The sequence below is a fragment of the Dorea sp. OM07-5 genome (assembly GCF_003481355.1).
Lineage (GTDB): Bacteria > Bacillota > Clostridia > Lachnospirales > Lachnospiraceae > Dorea_D > Dorea_D hominis.
Window position 1 is genome coordinate 203,559 of the sequence record NZ_QUKZ01000004.1, and the last position, 19,662, is coordinate 223,220.

The window sequence follows — 19,662 nt, forward strand, 5'->3', positions numbered from 1 at the left end:
GATACATGGGAGTTTGTATAGTAAATTCAGCAGTGATTCAGGGTGTTGAAGCGAAGATGATACAGGTGGAGGCAGATGTCAGCAATGGTCTGCCTGTGTTTCATATGGTGGGATATCTGTCCGGTGAGGTACGGGAGGCAGCAGAACGTGTGCGGACAGCGATCCGTAACAGTGGTATTGTGCTGCCTCCGAAGAAAATCATTGTAAATCTGGCGCCCGGCTCAATAAGGAAAAAAGGAACAGCGTTTGACCTTCCTATTGCATTAAGTATTATGGCAGCACTTGAAATATTTCCAGAAGAACGATTGCGAGATGTAATGATTGCCGGTGAACTGGGGCTGGACGGAAGTGTACAAAAGGTCTCCGGAATTTTACCAATCGTACAGAAAGCAGGAAGAGAAGGCTTTAAGTGCTGTATTGTACCGGAGCAGAATGCGGCGGAAGGTGCACTGGTAGAAAAGATCACGGTATATGGTGTGAATTCACTGGAGGAAGTGTGCAGTTATCTGAAAGGAGAAAAAAAGCTGGAACCGGCGATGTGCAAAGATGCCAGAGAATGTGGGAGACTGTTGGATTCGGAACTTTTGGATTACAGTGAGATACAGGGACAAGAAATTGTAAAAAGAGCTGCGACAGTGGCGGTTGCCGGTGGACATAACCTGCTGTTAGTTGGACCACCGGGAAGTGGAAAGACGATGGCTGCAAAGAGAATTCCAACCATTTTACCGAAGCCTTCATTGGAAGAATCGATGGAAGTTACAAGTCTCTACAGTGTCGTTGGAAAAGTGGAGGAAACCCATCCGTTGATGTTAGGAAGACCGTTCCGGGAGGTGCATCATACGGTTACAAAAGCGGCATTGATCGGTGGCGGGAATTACCCTGTTCCGGGAGAGATCAGTCTGGCACATGGAGGTGTACTCTTCCTGGACGAGCTTGCGGAGTTTAAAAAGTCTGTTCTGGAAGTGCTCCGCCAGCCTTTGGAAGAGCAGAAAATCCATCTCGCCAGGAATCAGGCAAATTATACATTTCCGGCAGATTTCATGCTTGTTGCGGCAATGAACCCATGTCCCTGCGGAAATTATCCGGCTCAGACGTGTACATGCACACCACAGCAGATCCAGAATTATCTGGCAAGGATCAGTCAGCCGTTTTTAGACCGGTTGGATATCTGCATCGAAACACCGCGCGTGGATTATGCGGCACTCCATACACAGCAGAAGCAGGAACGCTCAGTAGATATACGTGCACGCGTGTGTGCAGCGAGAGAAATACAGAAAAAGAGATATGAAGGATTGCCGTTTTCGGTAAATGCAAGGCTGGGAGCAAAGGAAATCCGAAAACACTGTGTGCTAGACGCTGTGACGGAACAGATTATGGAGCAGGCATTCTGTACACTTGGTCTGACAGCGCGGACATATCATAAGATTCTGCGTGTGGCACGGACGATCGCAGATCTTGCCGGAAGTGAGGTGATCACTCCGGCGCATATTAAAGAGGCAATCGGATACCGTACGGTAGATAAAAAATACTGGGGGAAAGGCTTATGATTTATGAATATTGGTATGCGGGGATTTCCGGGCTTAACTGTATGAAAAAGAAAAAACTGCGTGAAATTTTAAAGACAGCAGAAATGATTTATTATATAGAAGAAATAAAATTAACAGAACTGGGGATACTGACGGACAGAGAAATCCAGGCACTTATAAAAGCAAAAAAACAGCAGGATATAAAAGAAAAATGGGAGATGCTGGAAGAGAAAAATATCCGTTTTATTCCATATTTTTCGGAAGAATATCCAGTGCGCCTTAAGAATATTCCGGCGCCTCCATATGCACTCTATGTGAGAGGCAGGCTGCCGGACAGTGACAGACCTGCGGCTGCTTTGGTGGGTGCAAGAAACTGTACGCATTATGGCGAGAGAATGGCATTAGAATATGGAGAAAAGCTGGCAGAAAACGGGATTAGTATTATCAGCGGGATGGCAAGAGGAATTGATGGCGCCGGACAAAGAGGTGCATTAAATGCCGGGGGAATGACATATGGTATATTAGGATGTGGCGTGGATATCTGTTATCCGGGAGAACATCGCGGACTATATCAGGATCTGATCAAAAAAGGCGGTGTGATTTCAGAACAGAGTCCGGGAAGCCCGCCTCTTGCCAGGTACTTTCCTGCGCGTAACCGTATCATCAGCGGGATGGCAGATATCGTACTTGTAATAGAAGCAAAAGAAAAAAGCGGCTCTCTTATTACGGCAGACCAGGCGCTGGAACAGGGGAAGGAAGTTTATGCACTTCCGGGACCTGTAACAAGCCTTTTAAGTCAGGGGTGTCACCGGCTGATCGCGCAGGGTGCAGGGATTTTGCTAAGTCCGGAAGACCTGATGGAAACGATGGGAATTTGTTTGTCAAAAAGCAGACAAAATAAATCATCGGAGAAAAAAGTACTTGAAAGTCCAGAAAATATGGTGTATAGTTGTGTCGGTTTGTTTCCAAAGGGACTTCAGGAGCTTGCGCAGGAGACAAAACTGGCTCCGGAGATACTTATGGAAGAGTTGATAACGCTTGAACTGCAAGGGTTTGTCAAAGAAATATCGAAGAATTATTATGTGAAAATGCGCTGAAAAGCGGGGCGGATTTTATGGAGGAAATCATATATGGCACGTTATCTTGTGATCGTGGAGTCACCGACGAAGGTGAAGACAATTAAAAAATTTTTAGGAAGTAATTATGTAGTCGTAGCGTCTAACGGACATGTGCGCGATCTGCCGAAGAGCCAGCTTGGTGTCGGACCTGAGAATGACTATGAACCAAAGTATATAACAATCCGTGGCAAGGGAGAGATTCTTGCAAATCTTCGAAAAGAAGTGAAAAAAGCAGATAAAGTATATCTTGCAACTGACCCGGACCGCGAAGGAGAAGCGATTTCCTGGCATTTATGCAAAGCCCTGAAACTGGAAAACAAGAAAACGTACCGAATCAGTTTTAATGAGATTACGAAAAACGCAGTCAAAGCATCTCTGAAAAATGCCAGAGAGATTGATATGGATCTGGTAGATGCCCAGCAGGCGAGACGTGTCCTTGACCGCGTGGTTGGATATAAAATCAGCCCGGTACTCTGGGCGAAAGTAAAAAGAGGTTTAAGTGCGGGACGCGTACAGTCTGTAGCACTTCGTATCATTGCTGACCGTGAAGAAGAGATCAATGCATTTATTCCGGAAGAATACTGGAGCCTGGATGCGAATCTGAAAGTCAAAGGTGAGAGAAAACTCCTGAATGCCAAGTTTTACGGAACAGATAAGAAAAAGATGACGATTTCATCCAAAGAGGAACTGGATAAGATCTTAAAAGAATTAGAAGGTGCATCTTATGAAGTCGCTGAGATTAAAAAAGGGGAACGTACAAAGAAAGCACCGGTTCCATTTACAACCAGTACATTACAGCAGGAAGCATCCAAAGCATTGAATTTTGCTACAGGAAAAACGATGCAGATCGCACAGCAGTTGTATGAAGGTGTTGATATCAAAGGAAATGGAACCGTCGGTCTGATCACGTATCTGCGTACCGATTCTACTCGTATTTCAGATGAAGCAGATGCAAATGTACGTGCTTATATCGGAGAACAGTACGGAGAAGAGTATGTTGCAGTTGGCGAAACAAAAGCAAAGACAGGCGGAAAGATCATCCAGGATGCGCATGAGGCGATCCGTCCGACAGATCCGGCAAGAACACCGGCGGCAATCAAAGAATCTTTGACAAGAGATCAGTTCCGTCTGTATCAGCTTATCTGGAAGCGTTTCCTTGCCAGCAGAATGCAGCCGGCAAAATATGAGACAACATCTGTGAAGATCAGTGCAGGAAAATATCGTTTTACAGTAGCTGCTTCCAAGATTGTATTCCAGGGATTCAGACTGGTTTATACAGAAGCAGGAGAAGAGAAAGAAGAAAAAGCTGTATTGATGAAAGGGCTGGATATGGATTCAAAGCTCACAAAAGAAAGTTTTGATACGAAGCAGCACTTTACACAGCCACCGGCACATTATACAGAAGCAACACTTGTAAAAGCTCTGGAAGAACTGGGCATTGGACGTCCAAGCACGTATGCACCGACAATTTCAACGATTATTGCCAGAAGATATGTTGCAAAAGAGAACAAGAATCTGTATCTGACAGAACTGGGAGAAGTTGTAGATAATATCATGTTACAGTCCTTCCCAAGCATTGTAGATGTGAATTTTACAGCCAACATGGAAAGCCTGCTTGATGGTGTGGCAGAAGGTAAGGTAAAATGGAAGACGATTATCGAGAACTTCTATCCGGATATTGAAGCCGCAGTGGAAAAGGCACAGAAAGAATTAGAGACAGTCAAGATCGAAGATGAAGTGACTGACGTTGTCTGTGAACAGTGCGGACGCAACATGGTCATCAAATACGGTCCACACGGAAAATTCCTCGCATGTCCGGGATTCCCGGAGTGTAGAAATACAAAGCCTTATCTGGAAAAAATCGGTGTTTCCTGCCCTCTTTGTGGAAAAGATGTTGTGCTCCGTAAGACAAAGAAAGGCAGAAAATATTACGGATGTGAAGACAATCCGGACTGTGAATTTATGTCATGGCAGAAACCGGTTCAGAAAAAGTGTCCGAGATGTGGAAATTATATGGTCGAAAAGGGAAATAAGATCTGTTGTAGTGACGCTCAGTGCGGATATGTAGAAAATAAGAAAAATTCTGATAAATAACAATAATATTCGTTGAATTATAGTGAATTGTATGATAATATAACTTCATAGGATGGAGGAGTGCAAATGAGTGTACAATTATTAGACAAAACTAGAAAAATCAACAAGTTACTTCACAACAATAATTCAAGTAAAGTGGTCTTTAATGATATTTGTGAAGTTCTGACAGAGATTCTGTCATCGAATGTACTGGTGGTCAGCAAAAAAGGAAAAGTTCTCGGAGGAAGCAAATGTACAGGTGTTCCGTATATAGAAGAACTGATCCAGAAGGAAGTAGGCAGACATATTGATGATATGTTAAATGAACGTCTGCTCAGCATTCTTTCGACAAAGGAAAATGTGAATCTTGAGACTCTTGGATTTTCGGAAGAAGCCTCAAAAGGTTATCAGGCTATTATAACTCCAATCGATATCGCAGGAGAGAGACTCGGCACATTATTCATCTATAAGAAAGACGAAGTATATGAGATTGATGATATCATTTTAAGTGAATATGGAACAACAGTTGTTGGTCTTGAGATGCTTCGTTCTGTAAATGAAGAAAGTGCGGAGGAAACAAGAAAAGAACACATTGTACAGTCAGCCATCAGCACACTTTCTTATTCTGAACTGGAAGCGATCATTCATATTTTTGATGAACTGGATGGTACAGAAGGAATCCTGGTTGCAAGCAAGATTGCAGACCGTGTAGGAATCACCCGTTCTGTGATCGTGAATGCGCTTCGCAAGTTTGAGAGTGCCGGAGTTATTGAATCCAGATCTTCCGGTATGAAGGGTACTTATATCAAAGTTGTGAATGATTATGTATTTACGGAACTGGATAAGATCAAAGCAGAGCGCAACAATTAAGATGAAGTATAAGGGTATCGGGAGACTGGTACCCTTTTCTTTGATTGAAGATGAGATGAATTTTACTGGAGGATATAATGGAAAAATTTCAGGACGATACGGTGAAACTCGAGATGATAAAAACGATTCTTGACGGGGGATATTTTAACGATAATATCTATCTGTGTAAGATGATTAAGTATAATGAAGAAGAGGAATGCATATATCTGTTAACGGGGAAGACGGAACTGTCAGAATTTTCTTTGGACAGTATCTATGAGTGCACGATGACGGATGAGGAAGAAGAGGTCAAATGCAGAGGAAAGATTGTCGAACGGTACTGGGATAAGAGAGGGAAAGTACTTGTTTTCCATGTGGAAAATGGATTTTATAAAAATACTGTAAACTAAACAAAGGCGGTTGACAAAATATTAAGAGAGTGCTATTTTATATCTAGAGTTTCTTAGCACTCTCTTTTTGTGAGTGCTAACAAAATAAATAAGTATATCATTTAAGGAGGAATAAATATGAAATTAGTACCATTAGGAGACAGAGTTGTATTAAAACAGTTGGTTGCAGAAGAGACAACAAAATCAGGAATCGTAATTCCTGGACAGTCTAAAGAAAAACCACAGCAGGCAGAGATCGTTGCTGTAGGACCTGGTGGAACAGTTGACGGAAAAGAAGTGAAGATGAATGTCACTGTAGGACAGAAAGTTATTTATTCTAAATACGCAGGAACATCTGTAGAGCTTGATGATGAAGAATATATTATCGTAAAACAGGACGATATCCTTGCAATTTGTGAGTAAGATGTAGATGTAAGAAGAGAAACAAAGATTATAGGAGGCATTTGATCATGGCAAAGGAAATTAAATATGGCGCAGAAGCAAGAGCAGCATTAGAAGAAGGAGTTAATAAGCTGGCTGATACAGTCAGAGTTACGTTAGGACCAAAAGGACGTAACGTAGTTCTTGACAAATCTTTCGGAGCACCGCTTATTACTAATGATGGTGTTACAATTGCAAAAGAAATTGAATTAGAAGATGCATTTGAGAATATGGGTGCACAGCTTATCAAAGAAGTTGCATCTAAGACAAATGATGTTGCCGGAGATGGTACAACAACAGCTACAGTACTTGCACAGGCAATGGTACATGAAGGAATGAAGAACCTGGCAGCAGGAGCAAACCCGATCATCCTTAGAAAAGGAATGAAGAAAGCAACAGACAAAGCAGTTGAGACGATCGCTAAAATGTCCAGCAAAGTAAAAGACAAAGATCAGATCGCAAAAGTTGCAGCTATTTCTGCAAGTGATGAAGAAGTTGGAAAGATGGTTGCAGATGCAATGGAGAAAGTTTCCAATGACGGGGTTATCACAATTGAAGAATCCAAGACTATGAAGACAGAACTTGACCTTGTAGAAGGTATGCAGTTTGACCGTGGATATGTATCTGCATATATGGCTACAGATATGGATAAGATGGAAGCAAATCTGGATGATCCATATATCTTGATTACAGACAAGAAGATTTCTAACATTCAGGAGATCCTGCCAGTTCTGGAGCAGATCGTACAGTCCGGAGCAAGACTCCTGATCGTTGCAGAAGATATTGAAGGTGAGGCTCTTACAACACTGATTGTAAACAAACTGCGTGGAACATTCAATGTAGTAGGTGTTAAAGCGCCTGGATATGGTGACAGAAGAAAAGAGATGTTAAAAGATCTTGCAATTCTGACAGGCGGTCAGGTAATTTCAGAAGAACTCGGTATGGAGTTGAAAGATACAACACTGGATCAGCTTGGACGTGCAAAATCTGTAAAAGTTCAGAAAGAAAATACAGTTATCGTTGACGGATGCGGAGACAAACAGGCAATCGCAGACCGTGTAGCACAGATCAAAGCACAGATTGAAGAGACAACATCTGATTTCGACAGAGAGAAACTGCAGGAGAGACTTGCAAAACTTGCAGGCGGTGTAGCAGTTATCCGTGTAGGTGCTGCAACTGAGACTGAGATGAAAGAAGCAAAACTTCGTATGGAAGATGCACTTGCAGCAACAAGAGCAGCCGTAGAAGAAGGAATCATTGCAGGTGGCGGATCTGCTTATATTCACTGTGCAAAAGAAGTTGCCAAGATCGTTGCTGATTTGGATGGTGATGAGAAGACAGGTGCGAATGTTGTACTGAAAGCTCTGGAAGCTCCACTGCTCCGCATCGCTGCAAATGCAGGACTGGAAGGCGCAGTAATCATTAATAAAGTATATGAGTCAGAACCAGGAATCGGATTTGATGCATTAGCTGAGGAATATGTAGACATGGTTGAACATGGTATCCTTGATCCGGCTAAGGTAACAAGAAGTGCTCTGCAGAATGCAACAAGTGTTGCATCTACACTGCTGACAACAGAGTCCGTTGTTGCTAATATCAAAGAAGAGACACCGGCTATGCCTGCAGGTGCAGGTGCCGGAATGGGCATGATGTAAGAAAAAGTTAAGAAAACTCCCTGTATGGGGAGTTTTCTTTTTTCTTGTTTTTGTGCTACAATAGACACATTGAGAAAAGCGGAGGATGTAAGACATGAATGACATATGTACGGAACAGCTTATTAAAAGGAAGAAAAGCAAAGGTCAGTGGTTTCTGGAAGGAATGGTGCTTGCAGCGACTTTATTGAGTGTATATGGTGTCGTACATTGTCTTTTTTTTATAGTGCTTACAGTTATATTACTTGTAATGGATATATATTTGTATCTGGAATTTGATGCGGAATATGAATATTTATTTGTGAATGGGGAACTGGATGTTGACAAGATCATACATAAGTCGAGAAGAAGACGAATCTGTACAATAAAGTTAGAAGAAATAGAGGTCCTGGCTCCATTTGGAACAGGTGAACTCAGACAGTACCAGCGGGCAAAGAAAAGCGATTATAGCTCGGGCAGACGCAATGATCAGACTTATGTGCTAGTTGTTTCCAGGGCAGGAGAATTAAGAAAAATTATTTTTGAACCGAATCAGACGATTATAGACGGGTATGCCGGAATGATTCCGGGAAAAGTTACATACAAATCTGCAAAATAGTCAGAAAAATGTATTTTGTATGTATAAAAAAACAAGTTGACAAACGATAGCAAAGTTCGTTATGATACCAGTTAATTATAGGAAAGAGCAAAACGGAGTTTTTACTCCGATAAGCTATAAATAAGGATAAGAGTGAAAGGAGTTTACCATGGGAAAAATTATTGGAGAAGGAATTACATTTGATGACGTGCTGCTTGTACCGGCATATTCTGAGGTGATTCCAAATCAAGTAGATTTATCCACGTATTTAACAAAAAATATTAAATTGAATATACCGATGATGAGTGCAGGTATGGATACGGTTACAGAACACCGTATGGCAATTGCAATGGCTCGTCAGGGTGGAATTGGTATCATTCATAAGAATATGACGATCGAGCAGCAGGCAGAGGAAGTTGATAAAGTAAAACGTTCTGAGAACGGTGTTATCACGGATCCATTTTATCTGTCTCCGGAACATACGTTGGAAGATGCCAATAATTTAATGGCAAAATTCCGCATTTCAGGTGTACCAATTACAGAAAACGGAAAACTGGTAGGCATTATCACGAACCGTGATCTGAAATTTGAAGAAGATTTTACGAAGAAGATTAAAGAATCAATGACTTCTGAGGGACTTATTACAGCACAGGAAGGAATTACGCTGGAAGATGCAAAGAAGATTCTTGCAAAAGCCAGAAAAGAGAAATTACCGATCGTAGACAAAGATTTCAATTTGAAAGGTCTTATTACGATTAAAGATATTGAAAAACAGATCAAATATCCACTGTCAGCTAAAGATTCCCAGGGAAGACTGCTTTGCGGTGCAGCACTTGGAATTACCGCAAACTGCCTGGAACGTGCACGGGAACTTGTGAACGCGCATGTAGACGTTGTTGTTATGGATTCTGCACACGGACATTCTGCTAATGTACTCCGTACCGTAGATATGGTCAAATCCAAATTCCCGGATCTGCAGGTTATCGCAGGAAACGTTGCAACAGGAACAGCAGCAGAAGCGCTGATCAAAGCAGGAGCAGATGCAGTAAAGGTTGGTATTGGACCTGGATCTATCTGTACAACACGTGTCGTTGCAGGTATCGGTGTTCCACAGATCACAGCAGTTATGAGTTGTTATGAAGCGGCAGACAAATATGGAATTCCGATTATCGCAGATGGTGGTATCAAATATTCAGGAGATATGACAAAAGCAATTGCAGCCGGTGCGAATGTATGTATGATGGGATCAATCTTTGCAGGATGTGATGAGAGCCCGGGAACATTTGAATTATATCAGGGAAGAAAATACAAAGTATACCGTGGCATGGGATCGATTGCTGCAATGGAGAACGGAAGCAAAGACCGTTATTTCCAGACAGATGCGAAGAAGTTAGTACCGGAAGGTGTAGAAGGACGTGTAGCATACAAAGGAACTGTAGAAGATACTGTATTCCAGTTGATGGGAGGTCTTCGTTCCGGTATGGGTTACTGCGGAACTCCAACAATTGAAGAACTCAAACAGAGAGGACAGTTTGTAAAGATCTCATCTGCATCTCTGAAAGAAAGTCATCCGCACGACATTCACATTACGAAAGAAGCTCCAAACTACAGTGTAGATGAGTAAAAGAGAATAATACCAGAGAAATTTGGCGTTATAATAGACATTACAGCAGGAGGCAAGATATGAAGCGGGCATTTGGAACATTGAAAACAAAAGAAAAGGCAGAATTGTATCTGTTGAAGAATGAAAAAGGGATGGAAGTTGCTATTTCCGATTATGGCGCAACGATTGTAAATGTGATCGTACCGGATAAGGAAGGACATCCGACGGATGTTGTTCTCGGATATGACGATGTCAGTGGTTATGAAAAAGGCGACCGTGTATTTGGCGCATTTGTAGGACGTGTGGCAAACCGTATTGCAGGAGGCTCATTTACATTAAATGGTAAGACTTATGAACTGACAAAGAATGATGGGGATAATACACTACACGGTGGTAGAGATATGATGAATAAGCGTATGTGGAAAGTTGAAGAATCTACAGATAACAGCGTGACTTTATCACTTGACAGCCCAGATGGAGACCAGGGATTTCCAGGAAATCTTAAGCTGACAGTAACTTATACGGTTACACCGGAGAATGAACTGGAAATTGTTTATGGATCAACAGCAGATGCAGATACACTGCTGAATCTTACAAATCACAGTTATTTTAATCTCGCCGGACAGGGAAGTGGCGATGTACTGGATCAGAAAGTAACGATCAGTGCAGATTATTTTACTCTTGCAGATGCCCAGAGTATTCCGACAGGTGAACTGACACCTGTAAAGGGAACACCGATGGATTTTAATGAAGCAAAAGCGATCGGACAGGATATAGAAGCGGATTACCAGCCGTTGATTGATGGAAAAGGTTACGATCATAACTGGGTGATCAGAGGTGAAGGATTCCGCAAAGCTGCCTCCATGTATTCTGATAAGACAGGAATCCATATGGATGTATATACAGATCTTCCGGGTATGCAGTTGTATACAGCAAACTATGTTGATTATGAGAAAGGCAAAGGCGGAGCTGAATACCGTATCCGCAATGCTGCCTGCTTTGAAACACAGTTTTTCCCGGATGCCATTCATCATTCGGAGTTTGCGCAGCCGGTTATCAAGGCGAATGAACTATTTACATCCAAAACGGTATATCAGTTTTCTATTCAATAAGAATTTACAAAAGGCATAGAATATATGCCATATGAATAATGTGTAGTATGAAGAGAACAAAAAAGATTAAAAACAGAAAAAAATCATTCACAACTATACAACAGAAAAAACAGGCTCAGCGCAGGATGCGGCTGGGCCTGCTTTTATTGGTGATTGTTATGGTTCTGGCAGCAGGAATCAGGATTTTACATCCGGAATGGCTGTCTGGAAAATACAGTGAAATAGACAATGCACAGGTTGATGCATCTAAACCTGATATTACAGTGAAACTTCTGACGCCGAATCCGTATTCCAGACCGGGGATAAAAACCGGTAAGATTAAGGGAATTGTTGTGCATTATACGGCAAATCCGGGTGCAACAGCAATGGGAAACCGAAACTACTTTGAGGGGCTCAAAGACAGTCATGTGACAAAAACGAGCAGTAATTTCATTGTAGGGCTGGATGGAGAAATCGTGCAGTGTGTGCCGACATGGGAAGTGGCGTATGCTTCCAATAACCGGAATAAAGATACGGTATCGATTGAGTGTTGCCATCCGGATAAGACGGGGGAATTTAATAAAGCGACTTATCGCTCAGTGATACATTTGTGTGCCTGGCTTTGCCTGAAGTTTGCTCTGTCACCGGATGATATTATTCGGCATTATGATGTCACAGGAAAGAACTGTCCGAAATATTTTGTAGAACATGAAAATGCCTGGAAACAGTTCCGGAAAGATGTAAAAAAAGCACTGGAAAAATCAAAGTGATATTGCTATAATATATAAGCGTATGTATATTTATACATAATTAAGAAAGAAATCGTAAGGAAAACAGGAGAGGCAAGCATGAACGACTTGGAACTGTACAGAGAGCAGTTAGCTCTGTGTGATGATAAAATTATTGATGCCCTTGTGGAAAGAAGCATGATCATAGAGAAAATCATGGCATACAAAGAAGAATATGGTATGCCGATCCTTCAGCCGGGACAGGAAGCAAAGCAGAAAAGAAGACTGGAAGAAAAGCTTTCAGATAATCGTTACAAGGATGAGATCTGTGACATTTTCCATTGTATCCGCAAGAACAGCAAGCGGATTCAAGCAAGAAAACTGTTTGATTACAATATTGTACTCATTGGTTTTATGGGCGCAGGCAAATCTACGATCTCAGATTATTTAAGTACGATGTTTGCGATGGAAATTGTTGAGATGGATCAGGTTATCGCAGAGAGAGAAGAGATGAGTATTCCGGATATCTTTGAAACGTATGGAGAAGAATATTTCCGTAATCTGGAAACCAATCTTCTTGTGGAAATGCAGGAGAAGAAGAATACAGTTATTTCCTGCGGAGGAGGAGCTGCCCTTCGCAAGAATAATGTGCAGGAGATGAAGAAGAATGGTAGAGTTGTACTTCTGACAGCAAGTCCACAGGTAATCTATGAACGTGTAAAGGACAGCAATGACCGTCCGGTTCTGACCGGCCGCAAGAATGTTGAAGGCATTTCCGAACTGATGGAGCAGAGACGTGAGAAATATGAAGCGGCTGCAGATATTGTTATCCAGACAGATAATAAGACTGTTCTGCAGATCTGTGAAGAACTGGTACAACGATTAATGGAGATGGATGAATAGACATGTTTGATAGATTTTTCCCGGATGCATATGTTGCATCTACTTATGTAATAGATTTTGAGAAACTGTATGAAGAAGGAATACGTGCCGTAATTTTTGATATTGACAATACGCTTGTTCCGCATGGTGCACCGGCAGATGACCGTGCGAAAGCACTTTTTGCGAGACTTAAAAAGATTGGTTATCAGTGCTGTCTGATCTCCAACAATCAGGAGCCACGTGTGAAGATGTTCAATCAGGATATCCAGGTGAATTATATCTGTGATGCGCATAAGCCTTCAACGAAAAATTACAAAAAAGCAATGGAGATTATGGAAACGGATGTTTCCAATACAGTATTTGTGGGAGATCAGCTTTTTACGGATGTCTGGGGAGCAAAAAGAGCCGGAATCAGAAATATTCTTGTGAAGCCGATCCATCCAAAAGAAGAGATACAGATTGTATTAAAACGTTACCTGGAGAAAATCGTTCTTTATTTTTATAAAAAAGAGCGAAAAGGACGGTAAAATGGGGCTGTACAGATAAAAAATAGTTGAAAAAAACGCTCAGATATTATAGAATGGAACAAGTGAGTAGAATTGATAAAGTGTGAAAACACATAATTTAAGGAGGATAAAAGTATGGCAACAAAGACAGCAGGTGAATTTAGAAATGGTATGACACTGAAGATTGATGGTAAAGTATGTCAGGTTATTGATTTCATGCATGTTAAACCGGGAAAAGGTGCAGCATTTGTTCGTGTTAAATTAAAAGATATCATCAACGGTGGTGTAGTAGAGACAACATTCCGTCCTACAGAGTCTTTCCAGGAAGCATATATTGAGAGAAAGAAAATGCAGTATCTGTACAATGATGGAGATCTGTATTATTTCATGGATAATGAGACATTTGACCAGATCGCTGTAGGGACAGAAGATGTTGGTGATTCTCTGAAATTCGTAAAAGAGAACGAAGAAGTTACTGTAAGTTTATATCAGGAGAAACCTTTCGCAATCGAGCCACCGCTTACTGTTGAACTGGTTGTTACAGAGACGGAGCCTGGATTCAAAGGTAACACAGCTCAGGGAGCAAACAAACCGGCTATTGTTGAGACCGGTGCACAGGTTGCAGTTCCGTTATTTGTTGAGCAGGGAGAGAAGATTAAGATCGATACACGTTCCGGAGAGTACTTATCCAGAGCAAACTAATCTTTTCGAGTTAAAAGAAATATTAAAAAAGCCTTGCATTTTCTGCAAGGCTTTTTTATAATAATAAAACCATAATATTTATTCTAAATTTCTACAAGATGTAAAAAGCGGATTTTCCCGCATCAATTTCCGGAAGATAACTACAACAATGGCCAAAGAGGAGAAATATGACTTATCATCAATTTACTGAGGCATTGGAAAAAAGTGTGAAAGAAATGGCAGGATGTCTTTTGTCTGTCGAATTATGCAACAATAAATAAAAAGAATAATGGAATCATCCGGAGCGGTCTGGTGATTTCAGAACAGCGTGTGAATGTTTCGCCGACGATTTATCTGGAAGGTTATTATGAACAGTACCAGTCTGGAAGCCAGGTAGATGAGCTGGCAAAAGAAGTTCTAAATGTATATGAAAAAGTGAAATTTGATCAGTCATGGGAAGAGCCGGAGATTTTTAATTATGAAAAGATAAAGAATAAGATCGTATTCAGGCTTGTCCAGAGAAGTAGGAATGAAGAATTTTTGAAAGAAATTCCACATGTGCCGATTCTGGATCTGGAGATTATTTTCTATATACTTTTAGAGATAACCAAAGACGGCATGGCTTCCATGCAGATCAGCAATGAAACAATGGAAAAATGGAACGTAGATGAAAAGGAACTTCTTGCAATTGCAATGATGAATATGAAAAAACACCTTCCGGCAAGATTTCATTCAATACAGAATGTGCTTTCCGAAGAAGGAATTGCTGTAGATAAAGCTGCAAGAATGTATGTACTGACGAATGAAAAGAAAAGTTTCGGGGCAGCAACTATGATATATCCAGGATGTTTAAATCAGATTGGTACATATCTGAAGGAAAACTTTTACGTCTTGCCAAGCAGTGTGCATGAAGTGATCATTGTTCCCGAAAAGGAGACCGATGACTGCATGAATCTGAACGAAATGGTTGCAAGCATTAATGCAGCCTGTGTATTGCCGGAAGAAATTCTTGAAAATCATGCCTATTATTATGACAGAATAGAGGACCGGCTTGCAATATGCTGATATGAAGGCATAAAAGAATCCAATGTATAAATTGGCTGTAAAAAAACATTTATTAGTTGTTGAGATTGTAAAAAGAATCAGGAAAAGTAGAAATGATAAAGTAAAGGAAATGTACGAAATGTCTATAGCATTTCCTTTACTTTAAAAGAAAAATATGGTAGTATAAATAATACAGTTTGAAGAAAATTGTCATGCACCCGTAGCTCAGGGGATAGAGCACCGCCCTCCGGAGGCGGGAGCGGCGGTTCGAATCCGCCCGGGTGTGTATTTTAAAAGTGCATAGTATGTGGAGGTACTCTTATGAAAGGTGCGTTAGGAGCGGGCTTCACAGACAGGAATATTCAGAAGAGAAAAAGCAGAAGATGCCTGCTTTTCTTATTTTTTATCCTGATCTTGTTGAGCACCGGAATCGGACTCACGGGAGATAACACACAGAAGAAAGCACAAAAGATAGTAAGAGAAAAGCGCAGAACAAGAAATATGGGATGTAAAGTTGAACAACTGAATCCTCTGCGTAAGAATAGATCGCCGGAATTAAGACAGGCGGTAAGAGATTATTACAGATGTATAGCAGAGAAGACGGACTTTGTAGAAACATACAATCATCTCCAGATTTATATAAAAGATGGAGAATATGCAGATACATATGTAGCATTTGTAATGTACCGGATGAAGATTAGGCAGGTCTATACAGAGCTTCCGGGAGTAGGAACCTTGTATATTACGGAAAAGGATGGAAAGAATTTCCAGGTCAGGGTGAAACAACTGGATAGGCAGGAGATTGACCATATAAAATTGCTTGCCGGACAACATGATGTGAAAGCACTGCTTGAAAATAGCCGCCGACAGTATCAGACGGCACTGAAGTCGGATGCATTACTTGAGGAATCGGTAAAGGAGTTACAGAAAGCACTGAATCATTCTTGATAGAGAGCGAGAAGCCAGATCTTTGCAAAAGGATCTGGCTTTTATGTATAGCATTACAGTGCCGGAAGTTTACCTGTGTCTATACAACGAAGAAAACGGCATTTGGATACATAAGATGAAAAAAGGAGCGAGCAATAAGATGAAAGGATACAGAGAGGCATACAAAAAAGCATTCCCATATACGATTCCGGTTTTGACCGGATATATATTTATTGGAGTAGCATTCGGAGTTATGTTTGCAGAAAAAGGATATTCATTTTTATGGGCTGCGCTTATGAGTATTCTCGTATATGCAGGTTCCGGACAGTATCTTGCTGTGAATTTTTTTGTTCCCGGAATATCAATTTTTCAGGTTGTCTTTATGACATTAATGGTTAACATTCGTCATGTTTTTTACGGGATTTCCTTATTGGAACGATTTAATGGTATGGGAAAGAAAAAATGGTATATGATTTTCAGCCTGACAGATGAAACATATTCCCTTTTGTGTACGACGAAGATTCCGGAAGGCATTGATGAAGGAAAATTCCTGTTTGCGATTGCTTCACTGGATCAGATGTACTGGGTAGCTGGTTCAATCATTGGTGCAGTGGCGGGAAGTGTACTGCCATTTAATTCAGAGGGAATTGATTTTGCAATGACGGCATTGTTTGTTGTCATTTTTATTGAACAGTGGCTGGATAAAAAGAACCGGATTCCGGAAATTATCGGAGTGGCAGCAGCATTTATTGGATTGCAGATTTTCGGGGCATCCAGATTTGTACTGCCATCCATGTTATTAATTGTAATGATTTTATTTGTATCGAAAAAACAGCTTCAAAAGGAGGTGAACCTGTCATGCCAGTAAATGCAGCGTTATCAGCAATTATTATTCTGGCAGTTGCATTGACAACTTTTGGAACAAGAGTATTTCCGTTTCTTTTGTTTCCAGAAGGAAAAGAAATACCGCCAGTGATCCAGTATCTGGGAAAAGTACTGACTCCGGCGGTGATCGGGATGTTAGTAGTTTACTGCCTAAAGAATACACCAGTTTTTGTATCGCCACATGGCATACCAGAATTTCTTGCTGTGGCAGTGACGGCAGGACTTCATGTATGGAAACGTAATAACCTGTTAAGTATTGGTGTTGGTACAGCATTATATATGTTTTTGATCCAGGTTGTTTTTTAAGGTTTAAACATAGTTTTATCACAGTTTAAACACAATTATAGATTAGACTACTTAGTATAAACGAAGTAGTGAAAGGAGTAATGATTTATGGAAAATCAATATACTTATTATACACCGGATCAGGATGATCAGAATCAAAATGGACAGGGAGGTTATCAGTATCAGCCGCAGGATGAGAAACCACCGAAAAAGAAAACATCACATTGGGTAAAAGCAGTATGTTTCGGACTGGCATTTGGTGTGGCAGCAAGTGCGGCTTTTCAGACAAGTAATCTTGTGGGTAGCAAGGTTTTCAGCACATCAGGCAGTAAGACAAAAGAAGTTGCAACTGTAAACAGTGCAAAGATTTCAACAAGTTCAGACAGTAGTTCAACAAGCTCAGATATTTCCAAAGTTGCAAGTAATGTAATGCCATCGGTTGTATCAATTACCAATTTAAGTGTACAGCAGGTTCAGAATTTCTTTGGTGGAGTACAGGAGCAGGAAAGCAAGAGTGTAGGCTCTGGTATTATTATTTCCCAGACAGATTCAGAACTTCTGATTGTAACGAACAACCATGTAGTGGAAAGTAATAAAACGCTGACAGTTTCTTTTGTTGACAATAAGAGTGTGGAAGCACAGGTAAAGGGAACAGATTCTTCCAGAGACCTTGCAGTTATCGCTGTAAAGCTCAGTGATATCAAAGATTCTACATTAAATAAAATTAAAGTTGCAACGCTTGCAGATTCAGAAAAAGTGCAGGTCGGAGAGACGGCTATTGCAATTGGTAACGCACTTGGTTACGGTCAGTCTGTGACAACAGGTATTGTATCAGCAACCGGACGTACACTGGATGGAGTTAGTGGCAAACTAATCCAGACAGATGCAGCAATCAATCCGGGTAACAGTGGTGGCGCACTTCTGAATGCAAAGGGTGAAGTGATTGGTATTAATACTGCTAAGGTTGCGACAGATGCAGTAGAAGGTATGGGATATGCGATTCCAATTTCCAGCGCAAGTGATGTAATCAAAAATCTGATGAATCAGAAGACAAAAACAAAAGTAGCAGAAGGCAAACAGGGATATCTGGGAATTGAAGGCGTGGATGTGACTTCCGACAGTTCGCAGATGTATAATATGCCAACAGGTGTGTATGTATCTAATGTTATCTCTGGCGGAGGAGCAAAAAATGCAGGGATCACAAAGGGATGCGTAATCACAGAACTGGAAGGAACAACAGTGGACAGTATGTCTGCATTAAAAGAAGAACTGCAGTATTACAAAGTTGGCGAGAAAGTTAAAGTGACGATCCAGGTTCCAAATTCAAATGGAAGTTATAAAGAGCGTACCGTGAAAGTTACACTTGGAAAAAGCACACAATAAGTAAAATACACAGTAAGAGAAATGTTTTTGCCATTTTCTGTGATTTGTAGTATAATGCTAAGTAGATTACGATATGAGGAGGCAAAATATACCAATGAAGTGTCCGATTTGCGGCCAACAGCTCTGGCCGGGTAAAAAAGATCCAAATTACCTGTTATGTTATAATTGCAAGAAGAAGTTCAAAGTACCACAGAACAGGAAAGAACAGAAGCATGCTCCGGAAAGAAGAGAACCGGCAACGCAGGAAACATTGCACAGATCTATTAAGAAAGCATCTATGCAGCGTCAGGAAGAGGAAGAGCAGGAACAGAAGTATTCGAATATTCCACCAAAGAGCGTTCGTAAGAAACGTGAAGATGAGATGCGCAAAGCATATGATGAACTGTTAGCAGTAGAAGATGGCAGAAAGAAAAAGAAAAAAACTGCAAGAGTAGAAGAAGATTATGATTACGATGATGTTTATGAGGAAGAAGAGAAGCTTTCCAAAGCGCCTGTAATCATTCTTGGAATTGCAATCGTAGTTGTAGCAGCAGTAATTGTATATATGCTATTGAAATAATAAAAAGGATTTCCGGAATTTTTCCGGGAATCCTTTTTCTGTTTAGTTTTTGTTTTTGAAACATGCCCGGAGGTCAAATTCCGGGTTAAACGCATAGAAGTTTTTACTGTCCAGATGATCCTGTACGATGCGCAGACTTTCACCGAAACGTTGATAGTGTGCGATTTCGCGTTCACGCAGGAAACGGATTGGTTCGCAGACTTCCGGATCTTTGACAAGGCGCAGAATGTTATCGTAGGTTGTACGTGCTTTTTGCTCTGGTGCGACCTCGTAGGAACAACATAGCTGGAAACCCTTGAAAATACGCCATTTTGCGTAGGACAAGCCTTTTCCTGCTACGATTGCATAAGAACAAAAACATAGAAAAATGAAGATGAAGCAAGCTATCCTACATAGTTCCAATGGTTTCAGCAACTAAGACGTTCAACAATGAGCGTCTATTTTTTTACCCAAAATGAAAGGA

At 41.0% G+C, this 19,662-nt stretch carries 20 protein-coding genes, 1 tRNA gene and 1 pseudogene; 21 read left to right on the forward strand and 1 reads right to left on the reverse strand.

The window, feature by feature from the left end; translation table 11 throughout:
* Window positions 1–5 precede the first annotated feature (5 nt).
* The 21 genes from DXC04_RS05630 (at window position 6) to DXC04_RS05730 (ending at window position 19,199) form a co-directional block, all read left to right on the forward strand.
* Window positions 6–1,547 carry a YifB family Mg chelatase-like AAA ATPase gene (locus DXC04_RS05630; RefSeq protein ID WP_021861602.1) on the forward strand — a complete coding sequence of 514 codons (1,542 nt, stop codon included), beginning with the start codon at window positions 6–8 and terminating at the stop codon, window positions 1,545–1,547.
* A complete protein-coding gene (dprA, locus tag DXC04_RS05635; protein ID WP_021861601.1) occupies window positions 1,544–2,623 on the forward strand; it encodes a DNA-processing protein DprA in 1,080 nt (359 codons plus the stop codon). Before DXC04_RS05630 ends, dprA begins: the two co-directional genes overlap by 4 nt.
* Before the next feature lie 33 nt (window positions 2,624–2,656).
* On the forward strand, window positions 2,657–4,738 hold the full coding sequence (gene topA / locus DXC04_RS05640) for a type I DNA topoisomerase (protein ID WP_118660352.1): 2,082 nt from the start codon (window positions 2,657–2,659) through the stop codon (window positions 4,736–4,738).
* 66 nt (window positions 4,739–4,804) lie between these two features.
* Window positions 4,805–5,587 (forward strand): GTP-sensing pleiotropic transcriptional regulator CodY, encoded by a 783-nt coding sequence (gene codY, locus DXC04_RS05645; protein ID WP_021861599.1) that lies wholly within the window; start codon window positions 4,805–4,807, stop codon window positions 5,585–5,587.
* Between the two features lie 77 nt (window positions 5,588–5,664).
* A complete protein-coding gene (locus DXC04_RS05650; RefSeq protein WP_021861598.1) occupies window positions 5,665–5,976 on the forward strand; it encodes a hypothetical protein in 312 nt (103 codons plus the stop codon).
* 117 nt (window positions 5,977–6,093) lie between these two features.
* Complete coding sequence (locus DXC04_RS05655; RefSeq protein WP_117538150.1) at window positions 6,094–6,378, forward strand: co-chaperone GroES; 285 nt, start codon at window positions 6,094–6,096, stop codon at window positions 6,376–6,378.
* Between the two features lie 47 nt (window positions 6,379–6,425).
* On the forward strand, window positions 6,426–8,051 hold the full coding sequence (groL, locus tag DXC04_RS05660; RefSeq protein ID WP_021861596.1) for a chaperonin GroEL: 1,626 nt from the start codon (window positions 6,426–6,428) through the stop codon (window positions 8,049–8,051).
* A gap of 94 nt (window positions 8,052–8,145) precedes the next feature.
* Window positions 8,146–8,646: a DUF6106 family protein gene (locus DXC04_RS05665; RefSeq protein WP_118660354.1), complete on the forward strand. Its 501-nt coding sequence runs from the start codon at window positions 8,146–8,148 to the stop codon at window positions 8,644–8,646.
* 148 nt (window positions 8,647–8,794) lie between these two features.
* Window positions 8,795–10,249: an IMP dehydrogenase gene (gene guaB, locus DXC04_RS05670; RefSeq protein ID WP_021861594.1), complete on the forward strand. Its 1,455-nt coding sequence runs from the start codon at window positions 8,795–8,797 to the stop codon at window positions 10,247–10,249.
* Between the two features lie 59 nt (window positions 10,250–10,308).
* A complete protein-coding gene (locus tag DXC04_RS05675) occupies window positions 10,309–11,340 on the forward strand; it encodes an aldose epimerase family protein (RefSeq protein WP_021861593.1) in 1,032 nt (343 codons plus the stop codon).
* 38 nt (window positions 11,341–11,378) lie between these two features.
* Window positions 11,379–12,089, forward strand: a complete 711-nt coding sequence (locus DXC04_RS05680; protein WP_408640160.1) for a peptidoglycan recognition protein family protein — start codon at window positions 11,379–11,381, stop codon at window positions 12,087–12,089.
* Window positions 12,090–12,167: 78 nt separating this feature from the next.
* Window positions 12,168–12,950 carry a shikimate kinase gene (locus DXC04_RS05685; protein WP_118660356.1) on the forward strand — a complete coding sequence of 261 codons (783 nt, stop codon included), beginning with the start codon at window positions 12,168–12,170 and terminating at the stop codon, window positions 12,948–12,950.
* A 2-nt stretch (window positions 12,951–12,952) separates the two neighbouring features.
* Entirely contained in the window at window positions 12,953–13,456 is a 504-nt protein-coding gene (locus DXC04_RS05690; RefSeq protein WP_118660358.1) for a YqeG family HAD IIIA-type phosphatase, read from the forward strand.
* Window positions 13,457–13,570: 114 nt separating this feature from the next.
* Entirely contained in the window at window positions 13,571–14,137 is a 567-nt protein-coding gene (gene efp / locus DXC04_RS05695) for an elongation factor P (protein WP_118660360.1), read from the forward strand.
* Window positions 14,138–14,389: 252 nt separating this feature from the next.
* Window positions 14,390–15,181 carry a DUF5688 family protein gene (locus DXC04_RS05700; RefSeq protein WP_279220495.1) on the forward strand — a complete coding sequence of 264 codons (792 nt, stop codon included), beginning with the start codon at window positions 14,390–14,392 and terminating at the stop codon, window positions 15,179–15,181.
* A gap of 193 nt (window positions 15,182–15,374) precedes the next feature.
* Window positions 15,375–15,446: transfer RNA gene (locus tag DXC04_RS05705), tRNA-Arg, on the forward strand.
* A gap of 35 nt (window positions 15,447–15,481) precedes the next feature.
* A complete protein-coding gene (locus DXC04_RS05710; protein ID WP_118660364.1) occupies window positions 15,482–16,108 on the forward strand; it encodes a hypothetical protein in 627 nt (208 codons plus the stop codon).
* Window positions 16,109–16,247: 139 nt separating this feature from the next.
* On the forward strand, window positions 16,248–16,955 hold the full coding sequence (locus tag DXC04_RS05715) for an AzlC family ABC transporter permease (RefSeq protein ID WP_117538188.1): 708 nt from the start codon (window positions 16,248–16,250) through the stop codon (window positions 16,953–16,955).
* Complete coding sequence (locus DXC04_RS05720; protein WP_118287766.1) at window positions 16,946–17,278, forward strand: branched-chain amino acid transporter permease; 333 nt, start codon at window positions 16,946–16,948, stop codon at window positions 17,276–17,278. Before DXC04_RS05715 ends, DXC04_RS05720 begins: the two co-directional genes overlap by 10 nt.
* Before the next feature lie 87 nt (window positions 17,279–17,365).
* A complete protein-coding gene (locus tag DXC04_RS05725) occupies window positions 17,366–18,640 on the forward strand; it encodes a S1C family serine protease (RefSeq protein ID WP_118660366.1) in 1,275 nt (424 codons plus the stop codon).
* A 94-nt stretch (window positions 18,641–18,734) separates the two neighbouring features.
* Complete coding sequence (locus DXC04_RS05730; RefSeq protein ID WP_118660368.1) at window positions 18,735–19,199, forward strand: hypothetical protein; 465 nt, start codon at window positions 18,735–18,737, stop codon at window positions 19,197–19,199.
* A gap of 42 nt (window positions 19,200–19,241) precedes the next feature.
* Here DXC04_RS05730 and DXC04_RS05735 read toward each other — a convergent pair.
* Window positions 19,242–19,469, reverse strand: a pseudogene (locus DXC04_RS05735) (manganese catalase family protein); the annotation flags it as partial.
* Window positions 19,470–19,662: the final 193 nt, after the last annotated feature.

What these genes read in the sequence shown, in the direction of transcription:
- topA (WP_118660352.1), top strand. Translation starts at nt 2,657, where the DNA reads ATGGCACGTTATCTTGTGATCGTGGAGTCACCGACGAAGGTGAAGACA.
- DXC04_RS05710 (WP_118660364.1), top strand. Translation starts at nt 15,482, where the DNA reads ATGAAAGGTGCGTTAGGAGCGGGCTTCACAGACAGGAATATTCAGAAG.
- DXC04_RS05680 (WP_408640160.1), top strand. Translation starts at nt 11,379, where the DNA reads ATGTGTAGTATGAAGAGAACAAAAAAGATTAAAAACAGAAAAAAATCA.
- DXC04_RS05650 (WP_021861598.1), top strand. Translation starts at nt 5,665, where the DNA reads ATGGAAAAATTTCAGGACGATACGGTGAAACTCGAGATGATAAAAACG.
- DXC04_RS05655 (WP_117538150.1), top strand. Translation starts at nt 6,094, where the DNA reads ATGAAATTAGTACCATTAGGAGACAGAGTTGTATTAAAACAGTTGGTT.
- DXC04_RS05665 (WP_118660354.1), top strand. Translation starts at nt 8,146, where the DNA reads ATGAATGACATATGTACGGAACAGCTTATTAAAAGGAAGAAAAGCAAA.
- DXC04_RS05690 (WP_118660358.1), top strand. Translation starts at nt 12,953, where the DNA reads ATGTTTGATAGATTTTTCCCGGATGCATATGTTGCATCTACTTATGTA.
- DXC04_RS05715 (WP_117538188.1), top strand. Translation starts at nt 16,248, where the DNA reads ATGAAAGGATACAGAGAGGCATACAAAAAAGCATTCCCATATACGATT.
- codY (WP_021861599.1), top strand. Translation starts at nt 4,805, where the DNA reads ATGAGTGTACAATTATTAGACAAAACTAGAAAAATCAACAAGTTACTT.
- groL (WP_021861596.1), top strand. Translation starts at nt 6,426, where the DNA reads ATGGCAAAGGAAATTAAATATGGCGCAGAAGCAAGAGCAGCATTAGAA.
- guaB (WP_021861594.1), top strand. Translation starts at nt 8,795, where the DNA reads ATGGGAAAAATTATTGGAGAAGGAATTACATTTGATGACGTGCTGCTT.
- efp (WP_118660360.1), top strand. Translation starts at nt 13,571, where the DNA reads ATGGCAACAAAGACAGCAGGTGAATTTAGAAATGGTATGACACTGAAG.
- dprA (WP_021861601.1), top strand. Translation starts at nt 1,544, where the DNA reads ATGATTTATGAATATTGGTATGCGGGGATTTCCGGGCTTAACTGTATG.
- DXC04_RS05730 (WP_118660368.1), top strand. Translation starts at nt 18,735, where the DNA reads ATGAAGTGTCCGATTTGCGGCCAACAGCTCTGGCCGGGTAAAAAAGAT.
- DXC04_RS05675 (WP_021861593.1), top strand. Translation starts at nt 10,309, where the DNA reads ATGAAGCGGGCATTTGGAACATTGAAAACAAAAGAAAAGGCAGAATTG.
- DXC04_RS05630 (WP_021861602.1), top strand. Translation starts at nt 6, where the DNA reads ATGGGAGTTTGTATAGTAAATTCAGCAGTGATTCAGGGTGTTGAAGCG.
- DXC04_RS05725 (WP_118660366.1), top strand. Translation starts at nt 17,366, where the DNA reads ATGGAAAATCAATATACTTATTATACACCGGATCAGGATGATCAGAAT.
- DXC04_RS05685 (WP_118660356.1), top strand. Translation starts at nt 12,168, where the DNA reads ATGAACGACTTGGAACTGTACAGAGAGCAGTTAGCTCTGTGTGATGAT.
- DXC04_RS05720 (WP_118287766.1), top strand. Translation starts at nt 16,946, where the DNA reads ATGCCAGTAAATGCAGCGTTATCAGCAATTATTATTCTGGCAGTTGCA.